The sequence below is a fragment of the Paenibacillus sp. 01T442 genome (genome assembly GCF_056398345.1).
In genome coordinates, this window is sequence record NZ_JBFTPF010000022.1 from 1 (window position 1) to 25257 (window position 25257).

The window sequence follows — 25257 nt, forward strand, 5'->3', positions numbered from 1 at the left end:
TTCAGGGTGAAAGTAAACTTTCTTTTCAGGAATGATTCGGTTTTTTGGTAATGGCATAGAGCAAGACCTCCGTCAAATTAGCTATTAACTAATTCGACAGAGGATTTGGAATTACCTGTTAGTCAATTGGTCAGTCGTAGTTTTTTTTTAGAAAATGATCGATCTGCTCGCAAAAAGGACAAGAGAAGATAAGAATGTTTATAGAATCTCGTAGATTTGCATGACCGCATATTTTACTCTTAAGAGAAGCAGAGCAAAAAGTAATTTTAAGGAGAGTGATAGATAATGGACGATCACGCTAGCATACACCCAGCACCGCCGGAGTCGTTTGTTTATTTAMCGACGGGTTCGACGCTAATCAGCAATCCCATGGATTTAAAAGGGTACTCTAGATGCAGAATCTATGTGCAGGCAAACGTTGCAGGCAGTATTGATGTTACGATAAGCGGCGCGCCGAATGAAAACGGAATGTATACGAATGAATTAAGCGTCAATGCGGTGAAGATCGGAATTAACGGGACAACTTCTTATGTCATGGATGACGTTTCACGATTTGTAAAGGTAACTTGTGCGAATCTAACTGGCAAATGGACAATCTGGGTAGTACCAATTTGGTGATGAGAGGGAGGCTGCTGTGATGGCGAGGATGAAGATTCAGGATATGGCTTTGAGCTACTCGGGCACATGGACACATGTCTTTACAACGAATGCAAGCATGGATAGCAGGCATGAATCAGATGGGACTGCTACAGCTAATGCGTCGGCAACATGGAATGCCTATTGTACAAGCATAGAAATTTATGCCATGAAGGCGCCAACCTTCGGTAAAGCGGACATTTATATTGATGGGTTTCTTCATGGTGAAGCGGATTATTATGCTCCCACAGCGCAGTACGGAACTTTAATCTATCCGGTAATTGAACTGCCAGCGGGTTTCCATACCCTAGAAATTCGTAAGAAAGATACGAGAAATCCCAGCTCGACAGGCAACTGCATTTCAATTGATTATTTGTATTCCGAAATGGTGCAACCGCAGCAATCTCAGTATAAAAGTATCGTTTGCATCGGTGATTCCATTACTTTCGGAGCTAATGTCATTACAAGACCAGACAACTTATACGGTAGAAAGCTGCAGCAGATGCTGTGTCGTCCTGTTAGTATCCATGGTTTATCCGGAGCGGATGTCAGCACTATTACCAATGTGATAGAGTCTGTTGTAGCATCTAGAAACCCGGACTTGGTCTTATGGCTAACAGGCATGAATAATCTGAATCCGCAGGCTTCCTTAGAAATTGGTTTAGATAAAATGAAAGCTTACCTCCCTAATGCCGATATCATCATGGCCACGATTCAATATAATACCTACTACACAGCGGCACAAAACATCGTCAAAGTAAATGAAGTGAAAGCGGCATGCGCGGTGAAAAGGGTTCCGTGTGTGGACATGTATAGCCCAACGCTAGGAATCACTTCATTTAATAAGGAAGAGAATACCGTACACCCAAGCGATGCAGGACAAGGTGTACTCGCTGCCTTGTTTTATCAGGAAATTATTAAGAAGTTCATCGTCCCAAGTATCTGATGATTGGTTGATATAAGCAGCTCAGAAGCGATGTCTAAAATCAGAAAGGTAAGATGACAAGAATATGGATATGAAATGGGGTCCATCCMGTATGTCGGAAGATCAGCCTATAAAGGCTGTTATTATCGGCGCAGGCAACCGAAGTTTGATTTATGCTTCTTATGCCTTAGAGCATCCAGATGAATTGCAAATCGTTGGTGTTGTTGAGCCTAACCTGGAACGCCGGCAATTAACGGCAGAATGTTTCGGTATTTCTCCGGACAATTGCTTTGCATCCATTGAGGAACTTGTTGTTCATCCCCAAATAGCGGATGCCGCTATTAATGGGACGATGGATCAACTCCATCTTCAAACAACGCTGCCACTTTTAAAGGCGGGGTACGATGTTCTGTTAGAGAAGCCGATCGGCGTAAGTGAAAAGGAAGTACTTGAATTGTACGAAGCAGCGAACTCCTCTAATCGGTCCGTGATGATTTGTCATGTATTGCGTTATGCTCCTTTTTATTTGGAAATTCGCAAGCAAATCGAAAGCGGAATCATCGGGGATATCATCGCCATTCAGACAGAAGAAAATGTCAGCTACCACCACATGGCGACTTCTTTCGTACGAGGGAAATGGAATAGTAAAGCGAGTTGCGATTCCTCCATGTTATTAGCCAAATGCTGCCATGACTTAGATATCATTACTTGGATGAAAGGCAGCATACGACCGAAGAAGGTGAGTAGCTTCGGAGGATTATTCCAGTTTCGAACGGACAAAGCCCCGGAAGGCGCTGGCACAAGGTGTCTTGTTGATTGTCCAATTGAAGCCACATGTACATATTCCGCGAATAAAATGTATATCGAACAAGATTTATGGGGCATTTATGCTTGGGACAATCGATATGTCAGCAGTAATCCAACCCACGAAGAAAAAATTAAATCGCTACGAATGTCCAACCCATACGGGCGGTGCGTATGGCGCTGTGATAATGATGTTGTCGATCATCAGACAGTCATCATCGAATTCGAAGACGGAAGTACTGCATCGCATAATCTAACAGGCGCCACCTCCAAGTCATGTAGGACGATTCATATCACGGGGACGAAAGGTGAAATTTCCGGTACGATGGAGGATGGTTACTTCTTGGTTAGGCAACCAGATACAAGGCCTGGTCATTTATACAAGGAAGAACGGATCGAGACGAATGTCACATCCGACATGCATGGTGGCGGCGATTTGCGGCTGGTTGCTGATTTTGTTCGTACTTTACGGGGAGATAAACCTTCTCTGTCTTCGACATCTCTGGAGAAATCGATTTATGGCCACCAAATCGGCTTTGCGGCAGAACGCTCAAGATCTGAGAATACGATTGTGGAAATTAGCTCTTTAGTCGGCAATGCATAAACGAAATAGATAGAACTAAAACGTCTGCTCGAGCAATTCGAAATGCTCGAGCGGATTTTTTTGACATTTTGACGCAAGAGGAAATTGTGAGTTTCTGTCGAATAGTTCTGTCAACTATACTGGAAATAATTAGTAGGGAATATTGAGCACGATTGGGGGTTATTCCAACATGATGCAATTAAACTGGCAGAATTGGTGGTTTTCCATTTTTACAAAGCTGTTGGCCTTATTCTTCATTATGATATTACCTGTGTATGCGATGGCCATTCATAGCAATGAGTCCGGGTCACACCTTGTCAGCAATGAAATTTCTTCCTCGCTCCAAGCACAAATCAGCTTCTACCATAATTCCCTTAACAAAGAAATCGATCGGATGATTCAACTTCAACGTCAATATGTGGTTGATGATGACTTGTTAAACCTCAGTGTAATTGGAGAAGGTCTACCTGACTACGACCGTTCACTGATGATGCGACAACTTCAACTTAAGTTGAATCTTATTAAGAGCTCCGGCATCTACGCAACTGTTGCTAAAGCTTATATCCCGTCACTTCAACGAATCATAAGCACTGATGATCTCACAACAACGCTCCCCTTAGGTCAAATTGAACAATTAAAAAAAGAAAGAGAGCTGTTTACGAACGGTACGCCTATATATGCTAGAGATGGCAAGCTGTTTATACGGGAATTTTACCCCACCAAAGCAGTAACGCCTGAACGTGATCCCGTATTTGTTCTGGAGACTGAGATTTCCGTGAATGAACTACGAAATTTCCTCCTGCAAATTTCTAGCTTCAAAAAGAGCGGATCGGCTCTCGTCAGTGATGCATGGAGGATTTCGAGCGATGAGAACAATGAAGCTATGACGCCAATTATTGAGCGTGTTCAAAGTCAGGTGGMTAAGCAATCAGTAAACGGGAGATGGATCGAAAACATCCGGGTGAACAATCAAAACTATATTACGGCCTTTGAGTACGCTTCAGATTCGAACACAACACTGCTTGTGTTCGTGCCGGAGTCAGATATACTTGGGCCGCTGCAGAAATATAAGAAGTTCATTCTTCTTATGTCCATCGCAACCATTGTACTGATTGTGCTCGTTTCTTATTGGATCTATCAGGTCATTCATAAGCCGCTTTCTAAAATGGTACGTGCCTTCCGCCATATGGAGTCAGGCAATCTGAACCTTGTCCTGCATCACAAGAGTAGGGATGAATTCAACTATCTCTATAGGCAATTCAATCAGATGGCAGACAGACTAAGAACCCTGATTTACGAGGTATATGAAAAACAGCTGCAAAAGCAGCAGGCAGAATTAAATCAGCTGCAGTCGCAGATTAAGCCCCATTTTCTCTATAACAGCTTGTACTTGTTGTATCGCATCACGAAAGATGAAGACTATGAGAACAGTTTGAGGCTTACCAAATATTTAGGTGATTATTTTCGCTATATTACGAAGAAAGCTGGGGAAGATGTACCGCTCTCCGAAGAATGGCATCACGTGAGCATGTATATGGAGATCCAGAATGTTAGATTTTCCAATCGCTTAAAAGTATCCATTGCTGAGCTGCCCGAGGATAAGCATCATCTACTCGTGCCACGATTAATTATGCAGCCGCTGGTCGAGAACGCTTACAACTATGGACTCGAGCATACTTTGGCAAATGGGGAGCTAACCATTACGGTAGAGGCGGGCGAAAAAGTTTTAAAAATCCTAATCGAAGACAACGGTATTGGCATGACGGTGGAAGACATGGCGATATGGAATCATCGGTTCACCAATCCAACTGGAAATATCGATGTCAGCGGGATGATGAATGTGAACCGGCGGTTGCAATTAAAATTCGGTGATGAATCGGGTATTCAAGTAAGACCGAAGTCAGGTGGAGGTTTATGCGTAATCTTGACGATCCGAATTGACAAGGAGGAGGGGAAACCATGCTAAATTTAATGATTGTGGACGACGAATCTGTGGCAGTCAATTTATTATCAAATGCGCTTGAAGAGTGGGGCAAGTACGAATTAACGATTAATAAAGCCTATTCAGGCAATGAAGCTTTGGAGCGGATACGAGAACGCCGACTAGATATCTTGCTAACGGATATCCGCATGCCTGGCATGAACGGTCTTGAGTTGGCAGACCATGTGCTGGATTTATGGCCTCGGTGCAAGATCATCTTTCTGTCCGGATACAATGATTTCGAGTACATTCAGAAAGCGATCCGCAAGGGGGGAATGGACTATATCCTGAAGGCAGAAGACGATGAACTCATCTTTCAAGCGATTGAAAAAGCGGCGGAGGAGATCAAAACCGAACTGCATGAGGGGAGTATTTTGAAGAAGGCCAAAGAGCTAATGCAGCAAGCAATTCCAGCCATGCGGCGCGATTACTTCATGGAAATGCTAGGCGGGGAAATGGGTTCTGAGGCTGCAAGAGTGAAACGGTTCACGGAATTAGGCATTCATTTGGATCCCATGCATGACGTTTACCTCGTAGTAGGGAGGGTCGACGACTGGGGAAAGAATCTGTCAACGTCAGATAGAACGTTGTTATCATACTCCATTCAAAACATTGCAGAGGAGTATCTGGCAGACAAGTTTCGGTTTGTATTTCTGTTGTACGATCGGTTTCGATTCGTCTGGTTCATTCAACCCAAGCTATTCCCACTCCCTCAAGGGGAAGAAGCTGAGATGGCCTGGGAGCGTGTACGGCAATTCGTAAAAGGAACATCTGAATCCATTCAAGCGACCTGCAGCCAGCTGCTAAAATTGCCGATCTCTCTCATGCTAAGTTCAACTCCAAGTTCGTGGGAGAAGGCGGCAGGTCAATTCGATTCGCTCAAGCTTAATCTTAGCAGCGGACTGATTCGAAGCGAGGAAAAGCTGGTAGTGGAGCCTAGTTCAGACGCAGCGGGGCTAGAACGTTCCAGTAAAACTTTTTTCGCAGAGATGGCGGTACGGAACCATATGCGGAAACTAGACTTGTTGGAGGCTCATTTGGATAGCGGAGATAAAGCTCAGTTCGTTCAACAATTCCATGAGTTTACTCTGCTGAGCAACATGGAATTGTCCGAGACAAAGCTGAACTATTTAACCATGGAAATGTTCGCAAATCTATCCTCCTTCTTTCTCTCCTATATGAGTCGTCGAAATCTCATTGACGAGCTTGGCGCTCCAATGAAGTTGGATAAATTTGTGCAATTCGATAACCACAGTTCTTGGGAGGCTGCATTAGCCTATTTTCGACAGCTAGGGGTCATGGCGGCTGACTACAACGGTAGACTGCAGCAAGAAAGAACCCATGAAATGATCCGTATTTTACATCAATATGTGCATGATTTTATGAGGGAGGATTTGACACTTACGCGATTGGCCGAGGTCGTCTATCTCAGTCCGCCGTATTTGTCTCGGTTGTATAAGCAGCTTACCGGCAATAACCTGACGGATTATGTTACCGAACAACGAATGGTGCGTGCAAAGCAGCTGCTCAAAAACACAACAATGAAAATCCACGAAATTGCCTGCGAGGTTGGTTTTGAATCGGCGCCTTATTTTACCCGAGTATTTAAGAAACTGATTAGTTCAACGCCAATTGAATATCGCGAAATGAATTAAATGCAGCGTGAATGAACTGCCGCCGGACATGCGAGCCCTCTCGTTGATGTTGATTCGGCGGTATTTTTGCGTGGAGGCATAGAGATTTCATTAAGTTCAAGAGAGAAGATAAGGAAGTAGGAAATGTCTCGTATTTTTACATCCCTATACCTTTTATTATAAAAGATAAGCAGGGCATAACGAAGGGGGTGAGAGAAAAGTAATGAATAATCGATGGGCTTCCAAGGCTTCCTTACATCTTATGGTATTGCCAGGCATTATCACAGTCCTGATTTTCAGCTATATTCCGTTGTTCGGTTTGGTGATGGCTTTTGAAAAGTATGTGCCCTCTAAGGGAATATTGGGTTCGAATTGGGTAGGACTTGATAATTTTCGCTATGTCATACATTTACCCGACTTTTTCCAAGTAACTCTAAATACCATCATCATCGCCGTTATGAAAATTATAGCGGGGCTCCTGGTGCCCATAGTCATTTCGCTGCTCTTAAATGAAATGCGCATTACGTTCGTCAAGAGAAGTATCCAGACACTAGTTTATTTACCGCATTTTTTGTCCTGGGTACTCTTGGGAGGCATCTTAGTGGATGTCTTGTCCCCATCGGCAGGGATTGTGAACCAGTTGCTTCAAGCGATTGGCATCGATCCGATATTTTTTCTTGGCGATAATAAGTGGTTTCCTTTTACACTGGTGTTGTCCAATGAATGGAAGGAATTTGGTTTCAGTACGATTGTCTATCTGGCCGCTATTTCGGGTATTAATCCGTCGCTCTACGAGTCGGCTGTTATCGATGGCGCGAATCGCTGGAAATGTGCGCTTCATATCACACTGCCGGGTATTGCGCCGATCATTGTCCTGATGGCTACGTTAAGCATCGGCAGCATATTGAATGCCGGCTTTGAGCAAGTGTTTAATCTCTACAGTCCAGTAGTCTATCAAAGTGGTGACATTATTGATACTTTTGTTTACCGGATTGGCTTGATCGACGCACAATACAGTGTGGCAACAGCAGTTGGCATGATGAAGTCGGTAGTCTCGCTAGTACTCATTTCCGTGTCCTACTATCTTGCCTACCGGATTGCGAACTATAGAATCTTTTAGAGAGAAGGAAGTTGAACTTGGTAGATCGTTATTCTTGGTCGAGATGGCTGTTCGTTGTGCTCAATTATACGTTTCTGATCCTGCTGGCGGTTTTATGTATCCTTCCGCTGATTCATATACTCGCGATTTCACTTAGCTCCAATCTTGCGGTTTCTGCAGGATTTGTTAAGCTCTGGCCAAAAGATTTTACATTCATATCGTACGAATTCATTCTTCGAAAGTCAGAATTTCTCTTGTCGTTGCTTGTAACCCTGAAGCGGGTTCTGCTCGGGGTGACAGTGAATATGGTACTAACTGTTTTGGCAGCGTATCCTTTGTCTAAGGAATCGTCTGAGTTTAAAGGTCGGACTGTGTATGTCTGGATATTGGTATTTACGATGCTTTTCTCGGGTGGTCTTATTCCTTTGTATATGACAGTTAAGATGCTAGGCATGCTTGATTCCATTTGGTCGCTAATTCTTCCACATGCCCTTCCGGTCTTTAATGTCGTGCTGCTCCTGAACTTTTTTAGAGGAATTCCTAAAGAGTTAGAGGAAGCCGCTTTCATCGACGGGGCAGGATATATGAGGATCTTATGGAAAGTATACGTTCCGTTATCCATGCCATCCATCGCGACTTTAACGCTATTTGCTACCGTAGGTCATTGGAACGCCTGGTTCGATGGACTTATTTTCATGAACTCACCATCAAATTATCCGCTTCAGAGCTATCTGTACACCATCGTCAATAAAGTTGATACCATAATGGGGAGCATGGATTTGGTTAATATGAAGTTATTTGAGGATGTTTCAAGTCGGACGGCAAAGTCAGCACAAATCTTTTTAGGTGCGCTTCCCATTTTGCTCTTATATCCATTTCTTCAGCGTTTCTTTATCAAAGGAATTGTTGTAGGCAGTGTAAAAGGTTAAGTTCAATGAAATCGGTAGGTAACATATTATTCCCAGGGGGATTGAAAATGAAAGTTAAACATGTCAACGTGCTGAATATGGTTCTGATTTCTGCTCTTATGACGCTTTCCGCATGCAGCAGTGATACGAATGAAAAGGGGAGTCCAAGTCCATCAGAACCATCGAAAGAAGCCAATTCGCAGTCCGCAACGCCAACCAATGGTAAGTACAATCCGCCTATTGAAGTATCGACGGTACGATTTACTGATGCCGGGTTTAAATTTAAAGACGGAGAGTCGCTGGATAAGAATATTTGGAACGGTATTTTTGAAGATGAACTTGGCATAAAAGTGAAAAATATGTGGGTTGTGGACAAGTCGCAATACAACCAGAAATTAAATGTAACGATTGCTTCGGGCAGTTTGCCTGACTTCTTTGAAGTCGACAAGGTGACCATGCAGCGACTCGTAGACGAAGGAGCGCTTGAAGACTTGACTGCTGTCTACGAAAAGTATGGGAGTCCCTTTGCGAAGAAAACGCTCACAGTCGATGGTGGGGCTGCGATCAAAGCCTCGACCGTGAACGGTAAATTGATGGCAATTCCGCATACAGCCTCAAACGGGGGCGTTGCTTCGACTGAAATGATCTGGCTTAGAACCGATTGGCTGAAAAAAGTGAACCTTTCACCGCCTAAGACGATGGATGATGTGATGAAAATTGCAGAAGCGTTTAGCAAGATGGATCCGGATGGGGACGGAAAAAACGACACATACGGTCTGGCCATTAACAAAGAGATGCTGCAGAATTTTGGTTCGGTCAGGGGCTTTTTTAACGGGTACCATGCTTATCCAGACTATTGGGTAAAAGACGCATCGGGTAAAATTGTATTCGGTTCGGTGCAGCCAGAAATGAAAGTCGCGTTGCAGAAGCTTCAGGATTTGTATAAAAACGGCGTCCTAGACAAAGAATTTTCCGTCAAGGACACGAACAAGATTCTGGAAGATGTGAATGCGGAGAAAATCGGCTTAATATACGGGCATCTGTGGGATCCACCAGGCAAAACGTATGACATTAATTATGAGAAAAACAAGGATGCCGCTTATCCGCTTTGGCAGACGTATCCAATCGTCTCCGTAGACTCAGCCCCGGCGAAGGTACAAGCGAATCCAACGGCAGAAACATTTATCGTTGTAAGAAAAGGTGTGAAGAACCCGGAAGCTGTTATCAAGCTGCTGAACACGTATTTGAAAAAATATATTGAAACCGATTATTCCGGGTCAGTTAATCCTTTTATTGCGAAAGACGGGATTTTCCCTGCCAAATTTGCGCCGGTTCAACTAGAGTCACCTAATCTTAATCTAGAAGCTTGGTATAAAGTTGTCGACGCGCTCAAGACAGGGGATGGCAGCAAACTTGATTTCCCTGCCTCTGTTCACTTTGACCGCATTACCAAGTTTAGAAATGGTGATTACAAGATGTGGTATTCAGATCGGACGTTTGGGCCAGAGGGTGCCTTTAAAGTCATTGATCAGTATGATAAGCAGAAAACATTTGTTTTTGACGAATTTATCTATTCGCCGACACCAACGATGGTCGATAAACTTGCAACGCTAACGAAAATGCAAATGGAAGTTTTTACCAAAATTATTATGAACGCAGCACCGATCTCTGATTTTGATAAGTTTGTTGAGCAATGGAAACTGTCAGGTGGAAGCAAGATCGAACAGGAGGCTAACGAGGCGTACAAAAAAAATCAAGGTAACTAACAAAATTTGCTGGAGGGCAGAATCGTTCTGTCCTCCAATCAAACAACATTCCCTTATTAAAAAGGAGGAAATGAAATAATGAGATGTAATGGATGGCTTGTAAAAAGGGTGAGAATGACCTTTATGTTGGTGGCTTTCGCGATTACGGCTATGTTTGGGGCATCTTCTGCATATGCATCTGGCTCAACAGTAACCATAGATACATCTTCTATTGTTAACAATGATTTCCTCGGATTCGGTGGCGAGTTTGATCCTACGCAGTTCATGAGCGAAGCTGTAGCCAATGGTTTCAATGATGACTGGTGGGAAGTGGAGAAACAGCGGGTAGCCAAGTTGCATCCGAGCCTTGTTCGCGTGTGGTATCAGACCGATTGGATGGAGCCTGCGAACGATAACAATGACCCTGACGTCACGAACTGGTCGAATATGCAGACGAACAGTGCTAAAATGCAGTCTGTCTACAAAGTACTTGATTTCCTAAAGTCAGAACAAATCGATGTCATGCTCGTCGCCGGTTGGAAGATGGATGCTGCCGTACAGAGTTGGCTCGCATTCAGCGGATTACCGAGTCCAGTCAATAGCGCCCCGAACGATCTGGATGAGTGGGCCGAATGGGTTTCGGCATCGCTGCACCAACTGATTACGGTAAAGGGATATGATAACATTAAGTATGTGATGTCCTACAATGAACCAAGTGGTGGTGATTTCGAGACACCAGCAGGCATTGATCCAAAGGACTATTACAAGGACATGTACCAAGCTATTCACGATCGGTTAATTGCAGACGGCATGCGCTCCGCGATAAAGTTAGTCGGGCCTGATGAATCCGGTTCGAGTTCAGAATGGACAGCGTATGCAGCGACGTATATGAATGATGTTCTCGATATTTATGATGGTCATGCTTATAACATGGATTACAGCACATTGCCGATTTGGCTTTCAACTCGCAATAGTTATATCGCGCCTACGGGGAAACCACACATTTTGACCGAATTTGCAGCTCGTGGGACCAATGAAGACCGTAGTACCTTTCAGTATGGTTTTAATCTTGCAGATTTAATGGTATCCGGAATGCGAAATGGCGTATCCAGTATGCTATATTGGCGCCTTGCCGATCAACAGCTGGTCGATCCGCTGAATTTTATCGATACTACTTTTGGAGCTTGGCCATGGCTACCGGAATCAACGATGCCTCGGTATTCGTATTATTCGCTTGGCTTGTTCTCTACTTTTACAGGTTCGCATGCGCAGGTGCTATCGACAACGTCGGATGATCCTGACTTGCATGTAACGTCAGTGAGAAGAGCCGATGGTGAGTACACGGTATATGTTGTTAACAGCAGTTCTTCAGCGAGCAAAAGTGTAGACATTCAGTTTAATTCGAGTATAAACAAAACTGTTAGTCGGCATTTGTATACCAGTACGTTGGTGCCTACACCAGGAGCTATAACGATACCTAGCGATGCCTCTTGGACGAGTGTTGGAAGCCTTTTTAGTGATACGAATCTGCCTGCTAATAGTGTAGCCGTATACACGACGGTTGGGGAACCGGAGCAGATTGAGATTACGCCTGGAGAAATTTCTGCTGTGTTTGGAAGTACAGCTACTTTCAATGATACAGTCATTGGCAGCACGTACGGAACGACATGGTCTGTGCTTGGCAATGTATCGCAAGGAGCGATCTCGACCAGCGGGACATTTACTGCGCCGAACGCCATGCCTCCTATGCCCCAGACCATTATTAAGGCAACGAGAGTCGGCGATCCAAGTGTATATGGATTAGCTGTGATTCAGTTCAAAGTGCTTGGACTCAAAGCAGTTGGCGATTATCCGAATGTGAATTTAAGTTGGCGGCCTTCCCAAGGGGCATCTAGTTATAACGTTAAACGAAGTACGACTCCAGGCGGACCTTACACGGTGATTGCTTCAAGTGTGACGGCAACTACTTATGTAGACTCTGATATATCGAATGATACGCTCTATTACTATGTCGTCTCTGCCGAAGGTGCCTACGGAGAAAACGGAAATTCGAGTGAAGTCACACCGAGCAATTATTTTATTGATAATTTTAACGGCACGGCAATTGATTTAACAAAATGGAGAGTCATCGACAAGGGATTTCGGTCGACAGCTGTGACTGGCATTGGTGCCAGCCAATCCAGTGGATTTTTGACATTTTCCGGTACGACCAGTGTAAATTACTGGGGTGGCAAAGGGGTGCAATCCATTCCATTTTTTCAGGCGACGGCAAGTTCTCCATTAACCGTGAAAGTAGATCGGGTCTCTGCGAATGGCACGGGGTCGGGGTATCGCAGCGGAATTAAGCTGTGGCGTACCTATACAGAGAATATTCATTTTAGTCAAAATAGCGATACAGGGGTATGGGCCTATAATTTAAATGACGGCAGTGATGTTACCGTGTATACGAATTCGGATCATGGTGACCATGAAATTAAGCTTGTTCATGACGGCAGCAACGTTCATTTCTTAGTTGACGATGTGGAGTATGCAAGTGTTCCGGTTACCTGGAATAATGATTTCAGCATCATGCTGACAGGTGAAGCAAGACAAAATGGGGATTCTGTCACCGCTGTATTCGATAATTTCTTTGCGTACTCTTCAACGCAGGTTGTGCCTGCGCCATCAGGTTTATTGGAGGTTGCAGGAGATTCACAAGTGAGTTTAAGTTGGGGAAGTGTACCTGGGGCCACCAGCTATGCGGTTAAGAGGCGTACTGTCGCTGGCGGGCCATATGCCCAGATCGCAGCCAATCTGGTGTCTCCCGCTTATACGGACACAGGTTTATCTAATGGAACTGCTTATGATTACGTTGTCACGGCTACAAGCAGCACGTTGACGAGTGTGCACTCCACCAGAGCGCTGGCAACGCCTACGGACGGCAGTATTATCATTGATAACCCCCAAGCTGAGAAGACAGGTAGCTGGAACTCGTCGGCCTCGCTCCCTAATTATTATGGTTCGGAATATGCGGTCAATGCAACAGGAACTGGAGCGGATTCCATTCGCTGGAGACCAACCATTACGGAGGCGGGCAATTACAAAGTGTATTATCGGTTGCCGAATGGGAATGGTGATCGGGCTTCCAATGCACCATTCACCGTGTACTACAATGGCGGCTCCCAAACGATTTTAGTCAACGAGCAGACATCACCTGGAGGTAATTGGATTTTACTTGGCATTTATGACTTTGCGTTAGGGACTACAKGGTATGTTGAGCTTACTGACAATGCGAACAGTAACTATGTGATTGCCGATGCAGTGAAGTTCACCAAAAATTAAGTTCTTAAAAGGGGGGACTGAAAAGTCCCCCTTTCGAATGCGACCATAAATAAGATTAGGAGGGAGCTTATCCCGATGCGAACAATCATGAGTATGGAAGATGGGGAATGGCAATTCTGGGCACCCCGAGAAGAAGTATCGCCTTCCTATGCGCGAATTGCGTTGGATGAAGAACTACAACTGGAGATGAGCGGTGCAGGGAAAAAAGGATGTTATGGAAGTTGGCATAGCCGAAACATCCCTATTAATGAAACGCAGAATTATACCATTCAATCGGAGTATCAGGTGAGTGATGTTCTCCATGAGCATGTGAGCGTCTATATGATTGCAACATGGATGGACRATGAAGGTACTTTACTGCAGCGGGACTATCTCGAGCTCGTTGAAGAAAGCGATGATGCGTGGAGAACTTTGCGACGGACATTGGATGCGCCTTTGCATGCCGCGCAATTGCGTCTGGAGCTTACGTTTCGTTGGAGCGCTGACGGAAGCGTCGTGTGGCGGAACGTACAAGTTAAAGCGTGCAAAAACCCGCTCAAAAAAACTGTGCGCGTCGTCACTACGTATGCCAGACCGACTGAAGACATGGATACAAATCTGAAATTAATGCTGGGCTTACTGAATAAAGCGGGGGGGCATCATCCGGATATCATTATGCTGACAGAGACCTTCTATGAAGGTTTCGTGCAGCTTCCTTTGGTTCAAAGATGTCAACACGTACCGGGTCCGCTTACTGAGATCCTATCGGAGCAAGCGAGGGCACTTAGCAGCTACATTCTCTTTACAATGTATGAACGTGACGAAGCACATATTTACAATACGGCAGTACTGCTGGACCGTGAAGGCAAGATTGCAGGGAAGTATCGAAAAATTCATCTGCCATTGTACGAGGCGGAAATGGGTGTCATGCCTGGCGATGAGCATGTCGTCATAGACACTGATTTTGGTCGAATGGGGATTTTAATTTGCCATGACCAGGAGTTTCCCGAGTCAGCGCGGGTCTTGGCGCTGCAAGGTGCGGAAGTCATTTTTATCCCAACGATAGGAAATGGCTTATTGCAGACAAGAGCCAGGGCACGGGATAATGGACTATATGTCGTCGTGGCTGGTTGCGGGTGCGGAGCTAACGCCAGTCGAGTGATTGCTCCTAACGGTGAACTGATCGGATATGTACAGGACGAGGAGATGGGTGTTTTTGCTGCAGATCTTGACTTGGATCAACGGTTGTATAAGTACTGGCTGTCGGTAGGCCCAGGAAATGGGGAAGCGCGTAGCCTTTTCAGAAAAGAAAGAAGACCTGATACTTACGCGGATATAATCTAAATCGCACTACGKGGAGGCTGTGAATGATGAGTGTCGTTGGTCGCAGAGAAGAATTGATGGGACTGCTGGGCAAGCCGCCGTCTCGAACGAAGCCGATTCAAGCGCATCTGTTGCAAGAACAAGAGAACAGTTCGTATATATTAGAGAAACTCGTATTGGAATTGAATGATCGCGAGCCAGTTCCTGCCTATTTTTTACGCGCCAAGCATGCAGGCCCGCGTTCTCCGGTTATGCTCTATAACCACTCGCATGGCGGGCGATACAAGGTTGGCAAAGAGGAGTTGCTCTCGCCAGCTCCTTATATGAACGAAGTATCCTACGGCGAGAGTCTCACACAATTGGGGATTTCTGTTTTATGTATTGACGCTTGGGCATTTGGGGAACGAAGTATGCGCAGCGAAGCGACCATTTTTAAGGAGCTGCTCTGGCAAGGGCGGACGATGTGGGGAATGATGGTTTTTGACAGCCTGCGCGCTGTAGATTATCTCGTATCTCGTTCTGATGTGGATCCTGCACGGATAGGTACGCTAGGGATGTCGATGGGGAGTACGATGGCATGGTGGCTCGCAGCGTTGGATCCGCGTATTCAAGTGACAGTTGACATCTGCTGCCTGACTGATTTTGAGGCGCTCTTGGAGGAGGGCGGGCTCGACCGACATGGCTTATATTACTATGTATCCGATTTATTGAATCATTTTACAACGGCTCAAATTAATGCTTTGATTGCCCCGCGACCCCATTTGAGCTTGGCAGGCAGTCTGGATCCCTTAACCCCGGTCAAGGGCTTAGATAAAATAGATCGCGAATTAAGAAGCGTCTATGAAGCATTAGGAGCTTCCGAGTCATGGAAGTTATCCAGGTATGACGTTGCCCATCTGGAGACGAAGGCGATGCGGGAGGAAGTTATTGCTTACTTACAAGCGTGGTTAAACAAATCAATGAACGTATGAATTTGAGTGGGGAGCTGACTAAGTGGGGAAATATCGAGTCACTGTCACGGAAGAAATACAAGCGAAGGTGCAATCGCTTAGCCATAAACAATTGTTGAAGCAAGTCTGCTGTCCGACTTTAGGACGAATCGGGGAAGAGTGTCTAGAGGAGTTCGGCGCAATGTTTTTTCATCCCATGGAGCGCAGCCGGCTGGAGGGGGTAATTGCAGAGTTCAAGAAAACCTGTACAATTCCGCCATTTATCGTCAGCGATCTGGAATGCGGACCGGGTAATATGATTTTAGGAGCTACCAAGTTTCCCTATATGATGGGCTTAAGCCAAACAAATTCGGAGACGTTGGCGTATGAGACCGGACGTATAGCAGCACAAGAAGCTGAAGTGCTTGGGTTCAATTGGACGTTTTCACCTGTAGCAGATCTGGCAGTTGATCCCGACAGCCCAGTTGTCAGTATGAGGAGTCCAGGTGTCACCCCGGAACATGTTGTGAAAATAGCCGGCGCATACATGAAGGGGTTACAAGAACATGGCATGATGGCAACAATTAAACATTTTCCAGGAGACGGATTTACTAGTTTGGATCATCATTTGACGACACCGGTCATTTCATTATCTCAGGAAAAATGGTGGCATGGGCCAGGACGAGTCTTTCAGGAATTAATTGACCGAGGTGCAATGGCCGTGATGCCGGGACATATCGCGCTGCCATGCCTAGACGAGCCAGATGAACGTGGTCTGTATCCGCCGGCGACAATTTCTCCTAATTTACTGCAGGGGGTGCTACGCAAGCGGATGGGTTTTGAAGGATTAATCGTGTCTGATGCGCTTGAAATGGGTGGTGCCGTCGGGTTTAGAAATTATTACGATGTTTGTGCTGACGCGCTGGAGAGTGGTTGTGACATGCTGCTCTTTCCCCGTATAAATGAGCGATTTTACTCAGAGATGGAGCAGCGGCTTGCATGCGGGAAGCTTTCGATCGAAACGCTACGCGATCGGGCTAGCCGCATTGTAGCCGTCAAAACGCAGATGGGGCTATTCAATCAAGAAGCAGTGGTGGCGGGAAGTACACAGTTCGATCGGGAAGCACACCAGCGAACCGCCAAGCAGGTGGCGCAGGCTTGCATTACCGTCGTACGCGATCGCGCCGAATTAATTCCTTTCCCCATTGAGCCACAGACCAGAGTACTCCATGTGGTCATAATGAACAATCATGATCAATTGATGGAACTGCATGCTCGTATGAAGCAGGAGATCAGTAAGTTCTCCGATCATGTGACGCAATGGTTGGATCCAGGACCAGATGCGCTTTTTGAAGCAGCTTCGGAGAAAGCTGCCGACCTGATTATTTGTTCAATTGGCTGTAAGCTTAGTTATGGGATAAACGTAGTTCGTCTACATGATGAAGTGGCTAGAAATATGATGGGAGGGTGGACGAAGTTACGAACGCCGATCATTTTCGTATCTCATTTCCATCCGTTCGTTCACCGAGAGTATGAAGCCTCTATTGATTCTATAATTAATATGTATGGTGATATTGAATGCTCGGCCGAGTTATTGCTGCAAGCGATGACCGGCAAAATTCCAATCAATCGAGAGTTGTTCGCTCACCAATAAAGCAACAGAAGGCTATACCGGAATAAAAAGAATTAACTATAATGGGCTAACATACATAACAAAAACTAGACTCAGTACCTACCAGGTATTGGGTTTAGTTTTATGTTCACTTGGAAGAAAAAGTAAGTAACTTCAACATAGTTGGTCATTAATCAACACGTCAGTTTGAATTAGAAATACTGTAAAGTAATTTACCTTGCTTCGTGTTCATATCGTCAAAAAATTCGACAACACCGGAGAAGATTTGGAAGACCTGATCTCCATCGGGACGATTGGACTGATCAAAGCTATCGAGTCCTTCTCCCCGAACAAAGGGACAAAACTGGCGACTTTTGCTGCGCGTTGTATTGAGAATGAGATCTTGATGCATCTGCGTTCATTGAAGAAGACACGTAAAGATGTATCTCTGCATGACCCGATCGGAACGGATAAAGAGGGGAATGAAATTACGCTGATTGACATCCTTGGCAGTGAGGCAGATGACGTAGTCGATGCTGTCCAGCTCAAGATTGAGAAGTCGAAGATTTATAAAAATTTAGAGATTTTGGATGACCGAGAAAAGGAAGTTGTTGTCGGTCGATTTGGTTTGGAGCTTGGCGGCGAAGAGCGGACGCAGCGGGAAATCGCGAAAAAGCTGGGAATTAGTCGTTCCTACGTTTCACGGATTGAAAAGCGGGCTCTGATGAAGCTGTATCACGAGTTTTATAAGGCGAAGAGGTAAAAGAACAGCATTGTTATCAGGTTGGAACATCGTATTCTTCATTTATTTGGCTTCAAATAATGGGGGGGCGAAGACAATGACAGCCTTAATACAGATTGAGCATGTGAGTAAATTTTACTATATTGGCGGGGAGATAATCCGCGCCCTAGATGACATTTCGCTAGACATTGTACAAGGCGAATTTGTCGCTATTATGGGACCTTCGGGGTCTGGGAAGTCCACGCTGATGAATATCATCGGTTGTTTGGACGTTTCGGATGAAGGCCTGTATGTGCTGGATGGGAAGCAGATTCATTCGCTGAAGGATTCACAATTGGCTGAGATTCGGAATCGGAAGATCGGGTTTGTTTTCCAGAACTTTAACTTACTGCCGAGATTAAATGCCTATGAAAATGTGGAGTTGCCGCTGATATATCGCGGCTTATTGAGGAAGCAGCGGGAGCCGCTGGTTCTCAAAGCGCTGGAAGCTGTTGATTTGTTGGATCGCAGGCGGCACTTTCCATCGGAGCTGTCTGGTGGACAGCAGCAACGTGTTGCGATTGCGCGCACGTTGGCGGGAGATCCGCCGATCATCTTGGCGGATGAGCCTACGGGGGCGCTGGATTCAAAGACAGGCGCGKAGATCATGGATATTTTCAGGCGCTTGAATGAGCAGCAGGGACGGACGATTATTGTGATTACGCATGATCGGCAGGTTGCGGAGCAGGCAAAGCGGATTGTAAGGTTTCGGGATGGCAGGTTATTTAATTGAAACGAACAATATTACTCACAAAGATCGGCCCTACGATAAAATCGTAGGGCTTTTGAGCTTTTAATAATGGTGAATGCTGCTTTGATGACCTTGAGGAACGCTTGTTTATTGAAGTGAATTCAAATGATTGTAAAAGTGAAATTTCATGAGCATAATTCATTAGGGATCTACTATATCAAAAATGGGGTGGAGGCAAGTTGAGTTGGTGGTTGGTGATCAAGTGAAATAAAGATCGTTAGTGGTAAATAGATTTCGTTAGTGAATATTTACTATTATGAACATTCACTTTTTAATTTCTAAGGGTTTGTTGATTAGTGTTGAATATATCGGGTGGATCTAGGACAGCAAGGGTACCGCTGTCCMTCTGCTTCGATTTGTATTTGATTTGCGAATATCCGAAAACACTATTTTATTCGAACAAATCTCGCTTACAGATCAATATAATCGACTTCAAAATATCCTTGATATCCAGGCATCTGCAAAGGTAAACATCATTAAGAAGAACATTGGACAAATCCAGACCTCACTTTGAGTATTAAATTAATAATCAATGTTTAAGACAAGGGACTGGATATTAGACAAGACTGATTTATCAAATAAAGAGTTATGTTGATTGACACTTCCAGCAGGGAACAGAGGATTGTGCTTCGATTAGAGCTATCCGTGAACCGAACTTATAAAACGTGGTCTAACCGCTTACTAAAAACAGTTCCTGATGATTGTACTTACCTAATTTTGGTTTCACATGACAGATATTCTTTGTAGGACCGATACATATGACTATATTTAAATACTTATGGAATAACTTGCGTTTTTTTTCTAGCCGTAGCAACATCACATATTTTACAGATACCCTTATATCAATTTAGTAGTATATAATGGACCGAGAAAATATTTCAAATTAATTGGAATCTTATCTACTACAATGTTAAAGGAGACTTCTAACATGCTGTCGTTAAATTTTAATACGATTCGGTTTAAGTTAATCTTCGGTTTATTCGTTATCATGCTGCCGATTATTACATTTCTTGTTTATAACAGCTATTATTCAATTAGCGTAGTTCGCAATCAGGTGGCACAATCTAGCAATAATTTGCTTCACTTATATACGGGATTGATCGATAAGGATTTAAATAATATTGACACTTATCTCCTTCAATTTGCTGCGCAGAATGCAGGATTATCTTATTTGGATCGTCCAGCTGAGCAGGACCTAGATACCTATAATCTCTCTAAATATCAACTATTTCGGGAATTGTATGAGAAAAGCAACTCGTATAACGCGCTGGATTTTTTCTTTGCCTATTCCGTTGTGAACCAAGATCTAATACTTGCTCCCCGAAGTACTGTTTCAGAGAGTCCAGATCTTCATGTATTTAAAAATACACTTAAGGAGGTAGCTCAAGATTCTCAGAAACTATCCCATTATAGTATGAATCGCTGGACTACAATTACAATTAATGGAACTCCTTATCTTATTCATCTATTTCAATATGGGAATGTGTATATTGGGGCACTGGTAAATTCCAAAGAAATCATGGTGCCTCTTGACCTGTTGGACCTAGGGGAAGAGGGAAGATCACTGATTGTTGATGCTGGTAATCAACCGCTAATGGACATTGATTTTTACAACTCACAGAAAATTCAACTGAACTATGAACGGGGCACTTATTTACTAACTGGCGCGAATCAAAAGTATCTAGTGATTGGTGAGCAATCAACTAAAGGAGATTTCAGTTTGCTTGCCGTAATACCGGATCGTAATATTATCGAGCAGCTTCCTTATACACAGCGTATTATATTGATAATTACAATTGGGGCGGTCYTTGTTTTAATCGGAGCTTTATATTTCTTGAGAAGGACCGTACTTCTGCCGATTAACCGCATTATTGTAGCGATGCGCAAGATCAAGGACGGCAACTTGGAGGCTCGGATTGTTAATACGCCGATATCTCAAGAATTCCGAATGATGAATGAAACCTTTAACGATATGATGGCTCAAATACAGGAGCTCAAAATCAATGTCTATGAAGAGCGTTTAAACAACCAAAAGGCGGAGTTAAAGCATCTGCAATTGCAGGTCAACCCTCATTTTTATTTGAACTCCTTAAATATTGTATACTACTTAGCAGAGGATCAAAATTTTCAATTACTAAAGGAGTTATCTTTGTCTTTAATTGGATATTTCCGTTTCATGTTTCGTAGTCATATGGATTTCGTGCTGCTTAAGGATGAAATCAAGCATGTTCAAAATTATTTGCGTATTCAAGAGTTTCGTTTTCCTGAAAACCTGACTACTCATTTTTTCATAGCGGAATCTCTAATGAACTATAAAATCCCTCCTTTAATGGTACAAACATTTATTGAAAATGTGATCAAGCATGCCGTGTCTTTAGATGAGCCAATTCATATTCGGATTGATATCGAKCAAAGTTTAGACCAATTGATTATTCGTATTGAAGATACCGGCAAAGGATTTGAACCAGGGGTTTTGCAGAAATTGGAGCAAGGTATAGCCCTCATGAACAATGACTCGGGAGAACATATCGGAATATGGAACGTGCAGCGAAGAATATGGTTGCTTTATCAAGATCAAGCGAACATCACCTTCTACAATAATCCTGGGGCGGTTGTTAAAATTGTTCTTCCACTTCAGTCAGAATAAGGAGATTATTACTATGTACACATTATTGATTGTAGATGACGAAGTATACATTGCCAACAAGGTGAAAGCTACCGTTGATTGGGAACAGCTTGGAATAACAAAAGTATTTGTTGCATATAATATCCGCCAGGCTAAAGAGTTATTCGAAAATCATTCAATTGATGTGATGATTTGTGATATTGAAATGCCACAAGGTAATGGTCTGGATCTCTTGACGTGGGTAAGAGAAAAATATTTGAAAACAGAATCCATTTTTTTAACTTGTCATGCTGATTTTGAATATTCCAAGCAAGCGCTGCGATTGGGAAGCCTAGACTATTTACTGAAGCCAGTACCGCAACAAGAATTAAAGGAAGCCGTACAGAAGGCTATATTAAAAATAAAGACGGAAAGGCCGTTAGTAATCGAACGTTTTTGGCTGGACTTACTTCAACAAAACATACCTTCACACCCGGAAGTAATAAAGAGAGTGCTCTCTGAAAAAAGTATCCMTTATTCAGAAATGGCAAGCTTTCTGCCCATACTGATAGGCGTTCAACTTTGGGAGAAAAGGCTTTCCGTGCGTGAGGAAAATATTATGGAGTATGCTCTTCGAAAGACAGCGGAAGAGCTAATCCTACAACAAGGGAATAAAKGTCAAATTATTCAGATTAAAACCGGTCTTATCTTAATTATCCTTGAATTGAGGAAAGATTCCTTTCCAACCGAAGAAATGCTGACAGATTTGTGTAGGTCTTTTATTGAAGCTAGTCATCAACATTTTTATTGCCAGCTTTCCTGTTATATGGGCGAAGTGACTCAAATTCAAAACGTACTTGTCATGTATGATAAACTAATGTATCTGCACCTTAACAATGTTTCTCAAAGTAAACAGGTAATCGCTTTCCGAGAAAAAAGCGTTAAGACAGAAGAGGTATCTTGGCCTCAAATGAACATATGGGCTGAAATGATGAAGCAGGGGGATAAAAAGAAGCTGCAAGCGGAAATCGTAAATTCACTTAACTCATGGAAGCAAATAGAAGGACTGGATGCGAAAGGTCTGAAGCTATTTTACCAGAGTTTTTTGCAAATGCTATTGTATTCTCTGCAGCAAAACGGTCTTAAAGCGGATCAAATTTTCACAGATCACTTATCTCCTGATCGAGCACTTACTGTTACGAAGTCCATCAATGATCTTCAAAACTGGGTGATGGAGGTTCTAGATATCACTTTTCTTCAAATGGAAGATGAAGGGGGAAATGAATCTTTTGTGGATCGAATTAAACAGTATATTACTTCCCATATTGATCAGCCGTTATCACGTCAATACATTGCTGACTATATCGGACTAAGTCCGGATTATCTTGTGAAATTGTTTAAGAAGGAAACAGGGATATCCATCTCGGATTACATTGTACAAGAAAGGATTCATATTGCTAAAGAGCTTCTCGCACATTCCGATTTACCCGTGAGCAGCATTGCCCAGGCTGTTGGGTATTCCAACTTTGCTTATTTCTCAACCACTTTTAAGAAAGAGATGACGATGACACCTCAGGACTATAGAAAAACGGTTCGTTAATTTTAGATAAACATCCCGATTCGGGATGTTTATTTTATTAGGACGGAAATTCAAAAATGGGAGTGCGGAATTATGGTAGTTGCTTGAAATCGTTTCGCTTAATATAAGGTTCATAAGAACTGAAGAATTTGAATAAGGKGGAGATGACATTGAACACAAGGGCATATGAAGCATCACGATCAGAAGTACAGCCCCAACAAGTTACAGCCACGAGAGCTTTATTAAAAAAGGTGGTTAAGTACCGGGCATTACTCTTAATGACGCTTCCAGGAGTTTTGTATCTGTTGATTAATAATTATTTGCCTATGTTTGGGGTAGTCATTGCATTCAAAAACATCAATTTTGCGAAAGGAATCTGGGGAAGCGACTGGGTAGGGTTCAAAAACTTTGAATATTTGTTTAAGACATCAGATGCCTATATCATCACCAGAAATACAATTCTGTATAACATTGTATTTATAATTCTAACCACAGTGTTTGCCATCGGTTTAGCAATCATGTTGAATGAAATAAAGAATCGATTTTTGTCACGGATGTTTCAAAGCTTTATCTTACTACCTTATTTAATTTCCACGGTTATTGTGGGCTACCTGGTATTATCATTTTTGGATGTTGAAAGTGGATTTATCAATACATCGATTCTTCCTATGTTGGGGATGAATTCAATCGAATGGTATGCAGAAACGAAATATTGGCCTTATATATTAACGATTGTGCACACATGGAAGGACGCAGGATATTTATGTGTGATTTATTTAGCAGCAATTATTGGGATTGATCAAGAATACTATGAGGCCGCAACGATAGATGGGGCCAACCGGTGGCAGCAGATGTGGAGTGTTACCCTACCGCTGATTACTCCTGTCATTACGATAATGTCACTATTAGCCATCGGACGTATTTTCTATTCTGACTTTGGGCTATTCTATCAAGTGCCCTTGAATACAGGGGCCTTGATGCCGGTTACCAATACCATTGATACCTATGTATACCGAGCACTTATGAATTTAGGTGATTTCGGAATGGCGTCTGCTGCTGGGCTGTACCAGTCTCTTGTCGGATTCATCCTCGTTATGATATCCAATTTTATTGTTAAAAAAGTAAACAGCGAGAATGCACTGTTTTAAGGAAGGTGACCCCCATGCTAACAAATAAAGGATATCAGTTATTTTTGAATATTATTATGTTGCTCTTTGCCATCTGCAGTGTATTTCCTTTTCTTCTTTTGGTTTCGGCATCCTTTACGGACGATATGGAGCTGATTCGTAGCGGATACTCGCTAATTCCTGAGACAATTAGTTTTGCAGCATACGAGTATCTCTGGAATGACGCTGCGACAATCATGCGAGCGTATGGGATCACGATACTAGTAACCGTTGTAGGGACACTAATAGGACTAACATTTATTTCTTTGCTTGCTTATCCGTTATCCAGGAAAGAGATGCCATTTCGCAAGTTTCTGGCTTTCTACGTTTTCTTTACCATGTTGTTTCATGGTGGACTTGTCCCTACGTATTTGGTCTATACCAATTTACTTGATTTGAAGAATACGATTTGGGCCCTAATTATTCCTGGATTACTGGTGAATGCGTTCTATGTGATTCTCATGCGTACCTTCTTCTCAACCTCCATACCGCCATCGATTATTGAGTCGGCTTATATTGATGGAGCGAAGGAGTCAAGAATTTTTATAAGTATCGTCGTCCCATTATCAACACCAGTAATTGCCACCGTTGGTCTATTCCAAACCATTCGATATTGGAACGACTGGTTCAATGGGCTAATCTATATTACCGATAGCAAATATTACAGCCTCCAAAATTTATTGAATCGCATTTTGCTGGATATCCAATTTATGCAGAACAGTGATGGACAAACGATGGAAGCGGCGGCTCATTTACCTTTGGAATCGATGCGAATGGCTATTGCTGTTATAGGGGTCCTTCCGATCATTGCTGCGTATCCATTCTTTCAAAAATTCTTTATTAAAGGGATTACTGTAGGCGCTGTAAAAGGATAATAGCTATAACTGGCCTATGCC

At 43.4% G+C, this 25257-nt stretch carries 17 protein-coding genes and 1 pseudogene; all 18 read left to right on the top strand.

Annotation, left to right across the window (positions count from 1 at the left end):
- The first annotated feature begins 285 nt into the window (after nucleotides 1-285).
- The 18 genes and pseudogenes from AC1DLM_RS18160 (at nucleotide 286) to AC1DLM_RS18245 (ending at nucleotide 25236) form a co-directional block, all read left to right on the top strand.
- The gene (locus AC1DLM_RS18160) at nucleotides 286-618 is read left to right on the top strand and encodes a hypothetical protein (protein WP_477570749.1); all 333 of its coding nucleotides are present in this window, start codon (nucleotides 286-288) and stop codon (nucleotides 616-618) included.
- Between the two features lie 19 nt (nucleotides 619-637).
- On the top strand, nucleotides 638-1582 hold the full coding sequence (locus AC1DLM_RS18165) for an SGNH/GDSL hydrolase family protein (RefSeq protein ID WP_441989129.1): 945 nt from the start codon (nucleotides 638-640) through the stop codon (nucleotides 1580-1582).
- Between the two features lie 91 nt (nucleotides 1583-1673).
- The gene (locus AC1DLM_RS18170; RefSeq protein WP_477570750.1) at nucleotides 1674-2969 is read left to right on the top strand and encodes a Gfo/Idh/MocA family protein; all 1296 of its coding nucleotides are present in this window, start codon (nucleotides 1674-1676) and stop codon (nucleotides 2967-2969) included.
- A gap of 169 nt (nucleotides 2970-3138) precedes the next feature.
- Nucleotides 3139-4914: a sensor histidine kinase gene (locus tag AC1DLM_RS18175; RefSeq protein ID WP_477570751.1), complete on the top strand. Its 1776-nt coding sequence runs from the start codon at nucleotides 3139-3141 to the stop codon at nucleotides 4912-4914.
- Nucleotides 4908-6584, top strand: a complete 1677-nt coding sequence (locus AC1DLM_RS18180; RefSeq protein ID WP_441989132.1) for a response regulator — start codon at nucleotides 4908-4910, stop codon at nucleotides 6582-6584. Before AC1DLM_RS18175 ends, AC1DLM_RS18180 begins: the two co-directional genes overlap by 7 nt.
- A 202-nt stretch (nucleotides 6585-6786) precedes the next feature.
- Nucleotides 6787-7683 (top strand): ABC transporter permease, encoded by an 897-nt coding sequence (locus AC1DLM_RS18185; protein ID WP_441989133.1) that lies wholly within the window; start codon nucleotides 6787-6789, stop codon nucleotides 7681-7683.
- A gap of 17 nt (nucleotides 7684-7700) precedes the next feature.
- Nucleotides 7701-8591 (top strand): carbohydrate ABC transporter permease, encoded by an 891-nt coding sequence (locus AC1DLM_RS18190; RefSeq protein WP_441989134.1) that lies wholly within the window; start codon nucleotides 7701-7703, stop codon nucleotides 8589-8591.
- 47 nt (nucleotides 8592-8638) lie between these two features.
- Nucleotides 8639-10336 (top strand): extracellular solute-binding protein, encoded by a 1698-nt coding sequence (locus tag AC1DLM_RS18195; RefSeq protein ID WP_441989135.1) that lies wholly within the window; start codon nucleotides 8639-8641, stop codon nucleotides 10334-10336.
- A gap of 78 nt (nucleotides 10337-10414) precedes the next feature.
- Nucleotides 10415-13636, top strand: coding sequence for a golvesin C-terminal-like domain-containing protein (locus AC1DLM_RS18200; protein WP_477570752.1), 3222 nt, complete (start codon nucleotides 10415-10417; stop codon nucleotides 13634-13636).
- Between the two features lie 75 nt (nucleotides 13637-13711).
- Nucleotides 13712-14959 carry a carbon-nitrogen hydrolase family protein gene (locus tag AC1DLM_RS18205; RefSeq protein WP_477570753.1) on the top strand — a complete coding sequence of 416 codons (1248 nt, stop codon included), beginning with the start codon at nucleotides 13712-13714 and terminating at the stop codon, nucleotides 14957-14959.
- A 26-nt stretch (nucleotides 14960-14985) separates the two neighbouring features.
- Nucleotides 14986-15909 (top strand): dienelactone hydrolase family protein, encoded by a 924-nt coding sequence (locus tag AC1DLM_RS18210; protein WP_441989286.1) that lies wholly within the window; start codon nucleotides 14986-14988, stop codon nucleotides 15907-15909.
- Nucleotides 15910-15931: 22 nt separating this feature from the next.
- Nucleotides 15932-17521, top strand: a complete 1590-nt coding sequence (locus AC1DLM_RS18215) for a glycoside hydrolase family 3 protein (RefSeq protein ID WP_441989138.1) — start codon at nucleotides 15932-15934, stop codon at nucleotides 17519-17521.
- 199 nt (nucleotides 17522-17720) lie between these two features.
- Nucleotides 17721-18242: pseudogene (gene sigK, locus AC1DLM_RS18220) on the top strand (RNA polymerase sporulation sigma factor SigK); the annotation flags it as partial.
- Nucleotides 18243-18318: 76 nt separating this feature from the next.
- Nucleotides 18319-18993 carry an ABC transporter ATP-binding protein gene (locus AC1DLM_RS18225; RefSeq protein ID WP_477570754.1) on the top strand — a complete coding sequence of 225 codons (675 nt, stop codon included), beginning with the start codon at nucleotides 18319-18321 and terminating at the stop codon, nucleotides 18991-18993.
- A gap of 946 nt (nucleotides 18994-19939) precedes the next feature.
- Nucleotides 19940-21658 (top strand): sensor histidine kinase, encoded by a 1719-nt coding sequence (locus AC1DLM_RS18230; protein WP_477570755.1) that lies wholly within the window; start codon nucleotides 19940-19942, stop codon nucleotides 21656-21658.
- A gap of 13 nt (nucleotides 21659-21671) precedes the next feature.
- The gene (locus tag AC1DLM_RS18235; RefSeq protein WP_477570756.1) at nucleotides 21672-23216 is read left to right on the top strand and encodes a response regulator transcription factor; all 1545 of its coding nucleotides are present in this window, start codon (nucleotides 21672-21674) and stop codon (nucleotides 23214-23216) included.
- A 257-nt stretch (nucleotides 23217-23473) separates the two neighbouring features.
- Nucleotides 23474-24343 carry an ABC transporter permease gene (locus AC1DLM_RS18240; protein ID WP_477570778.1) on the top strand — a complete coding sequence of 290 codons (870 nt, stop codon included), beginning with the start codon at nucleotides 23474-23476 and terminating at the stop codon, nucleotides 24341-24343.
- Between the two features lie 14 nt (nucleotides 24344-24357).
- A complete protein-coding gene (locus AC1DLM_RS18245) occupies nucleotides 24358-25236 on the top strand; it encodes a carbohydrate ABC transporter permease (RefSeq protein ID WP_477570757.1) in 879 nt (292 codons plus the stop codon).
- Nucleotides 25237-25257 lie beyond the last annotated feature (21 nt).

Coding starts and splice junctions, on each gene's coding strand:
- AC1DLM_RS18165 (WP_441989129.1), top strand. CDS start 638: ATGGCGAGGATGAAGATTCAGGATATGGCTTTGAGCTACTCGGGCACA.
- AC1DLM_RS18170 (WP_477570750.1), top strand. CDS start 1,674: ATGTCGGAAGATCAGCCTATAAAGGCTGTTATTATCGGCGCAGGCAAC.
- AC1DLM_RS18180 (WP_441989132.1), top strand. CDS start 4,908: ATGCTAAATTTAATGATTGTGGACGACGAATCTGTGGCAGTCAATTTA.
- AC1DLM_RS18185 (WP_441989133.1), top strand. CDS start 6,787: ATGAATAATCGATGGGCTTCCAAGGCTTCCTTACATCTTATGGTATTG.
- AC1DLM_RS18195 (WP_441989135.1), top strand. CDS start 8,639: ATGAAAGTTAAACATGTCAACGTGCTGAATATGGTTCTGATTTCTGCT.
- AC1DLM_RS18210 (WP_441989286.1), top strand. CDS start 14,986: ATGAGTGTCGTTGGTCGCAGAGAAGAATTGATGGGACTGCTGGGCAAG.
- AC1DLM_RS18240 (WP_477570778.1), top strand. CDS start 23,474: ATGACGCTTCCAGGAGTTTTGTATCTGTTGATTAATAATTATTTGCCT.
- AC1DLM_RS18245 (WP_477570757.1), top strand. CDS start 24,358: ATGCTAACAAATAAAGGATATCAGTTATTTTTGAATATTATTATGTTG.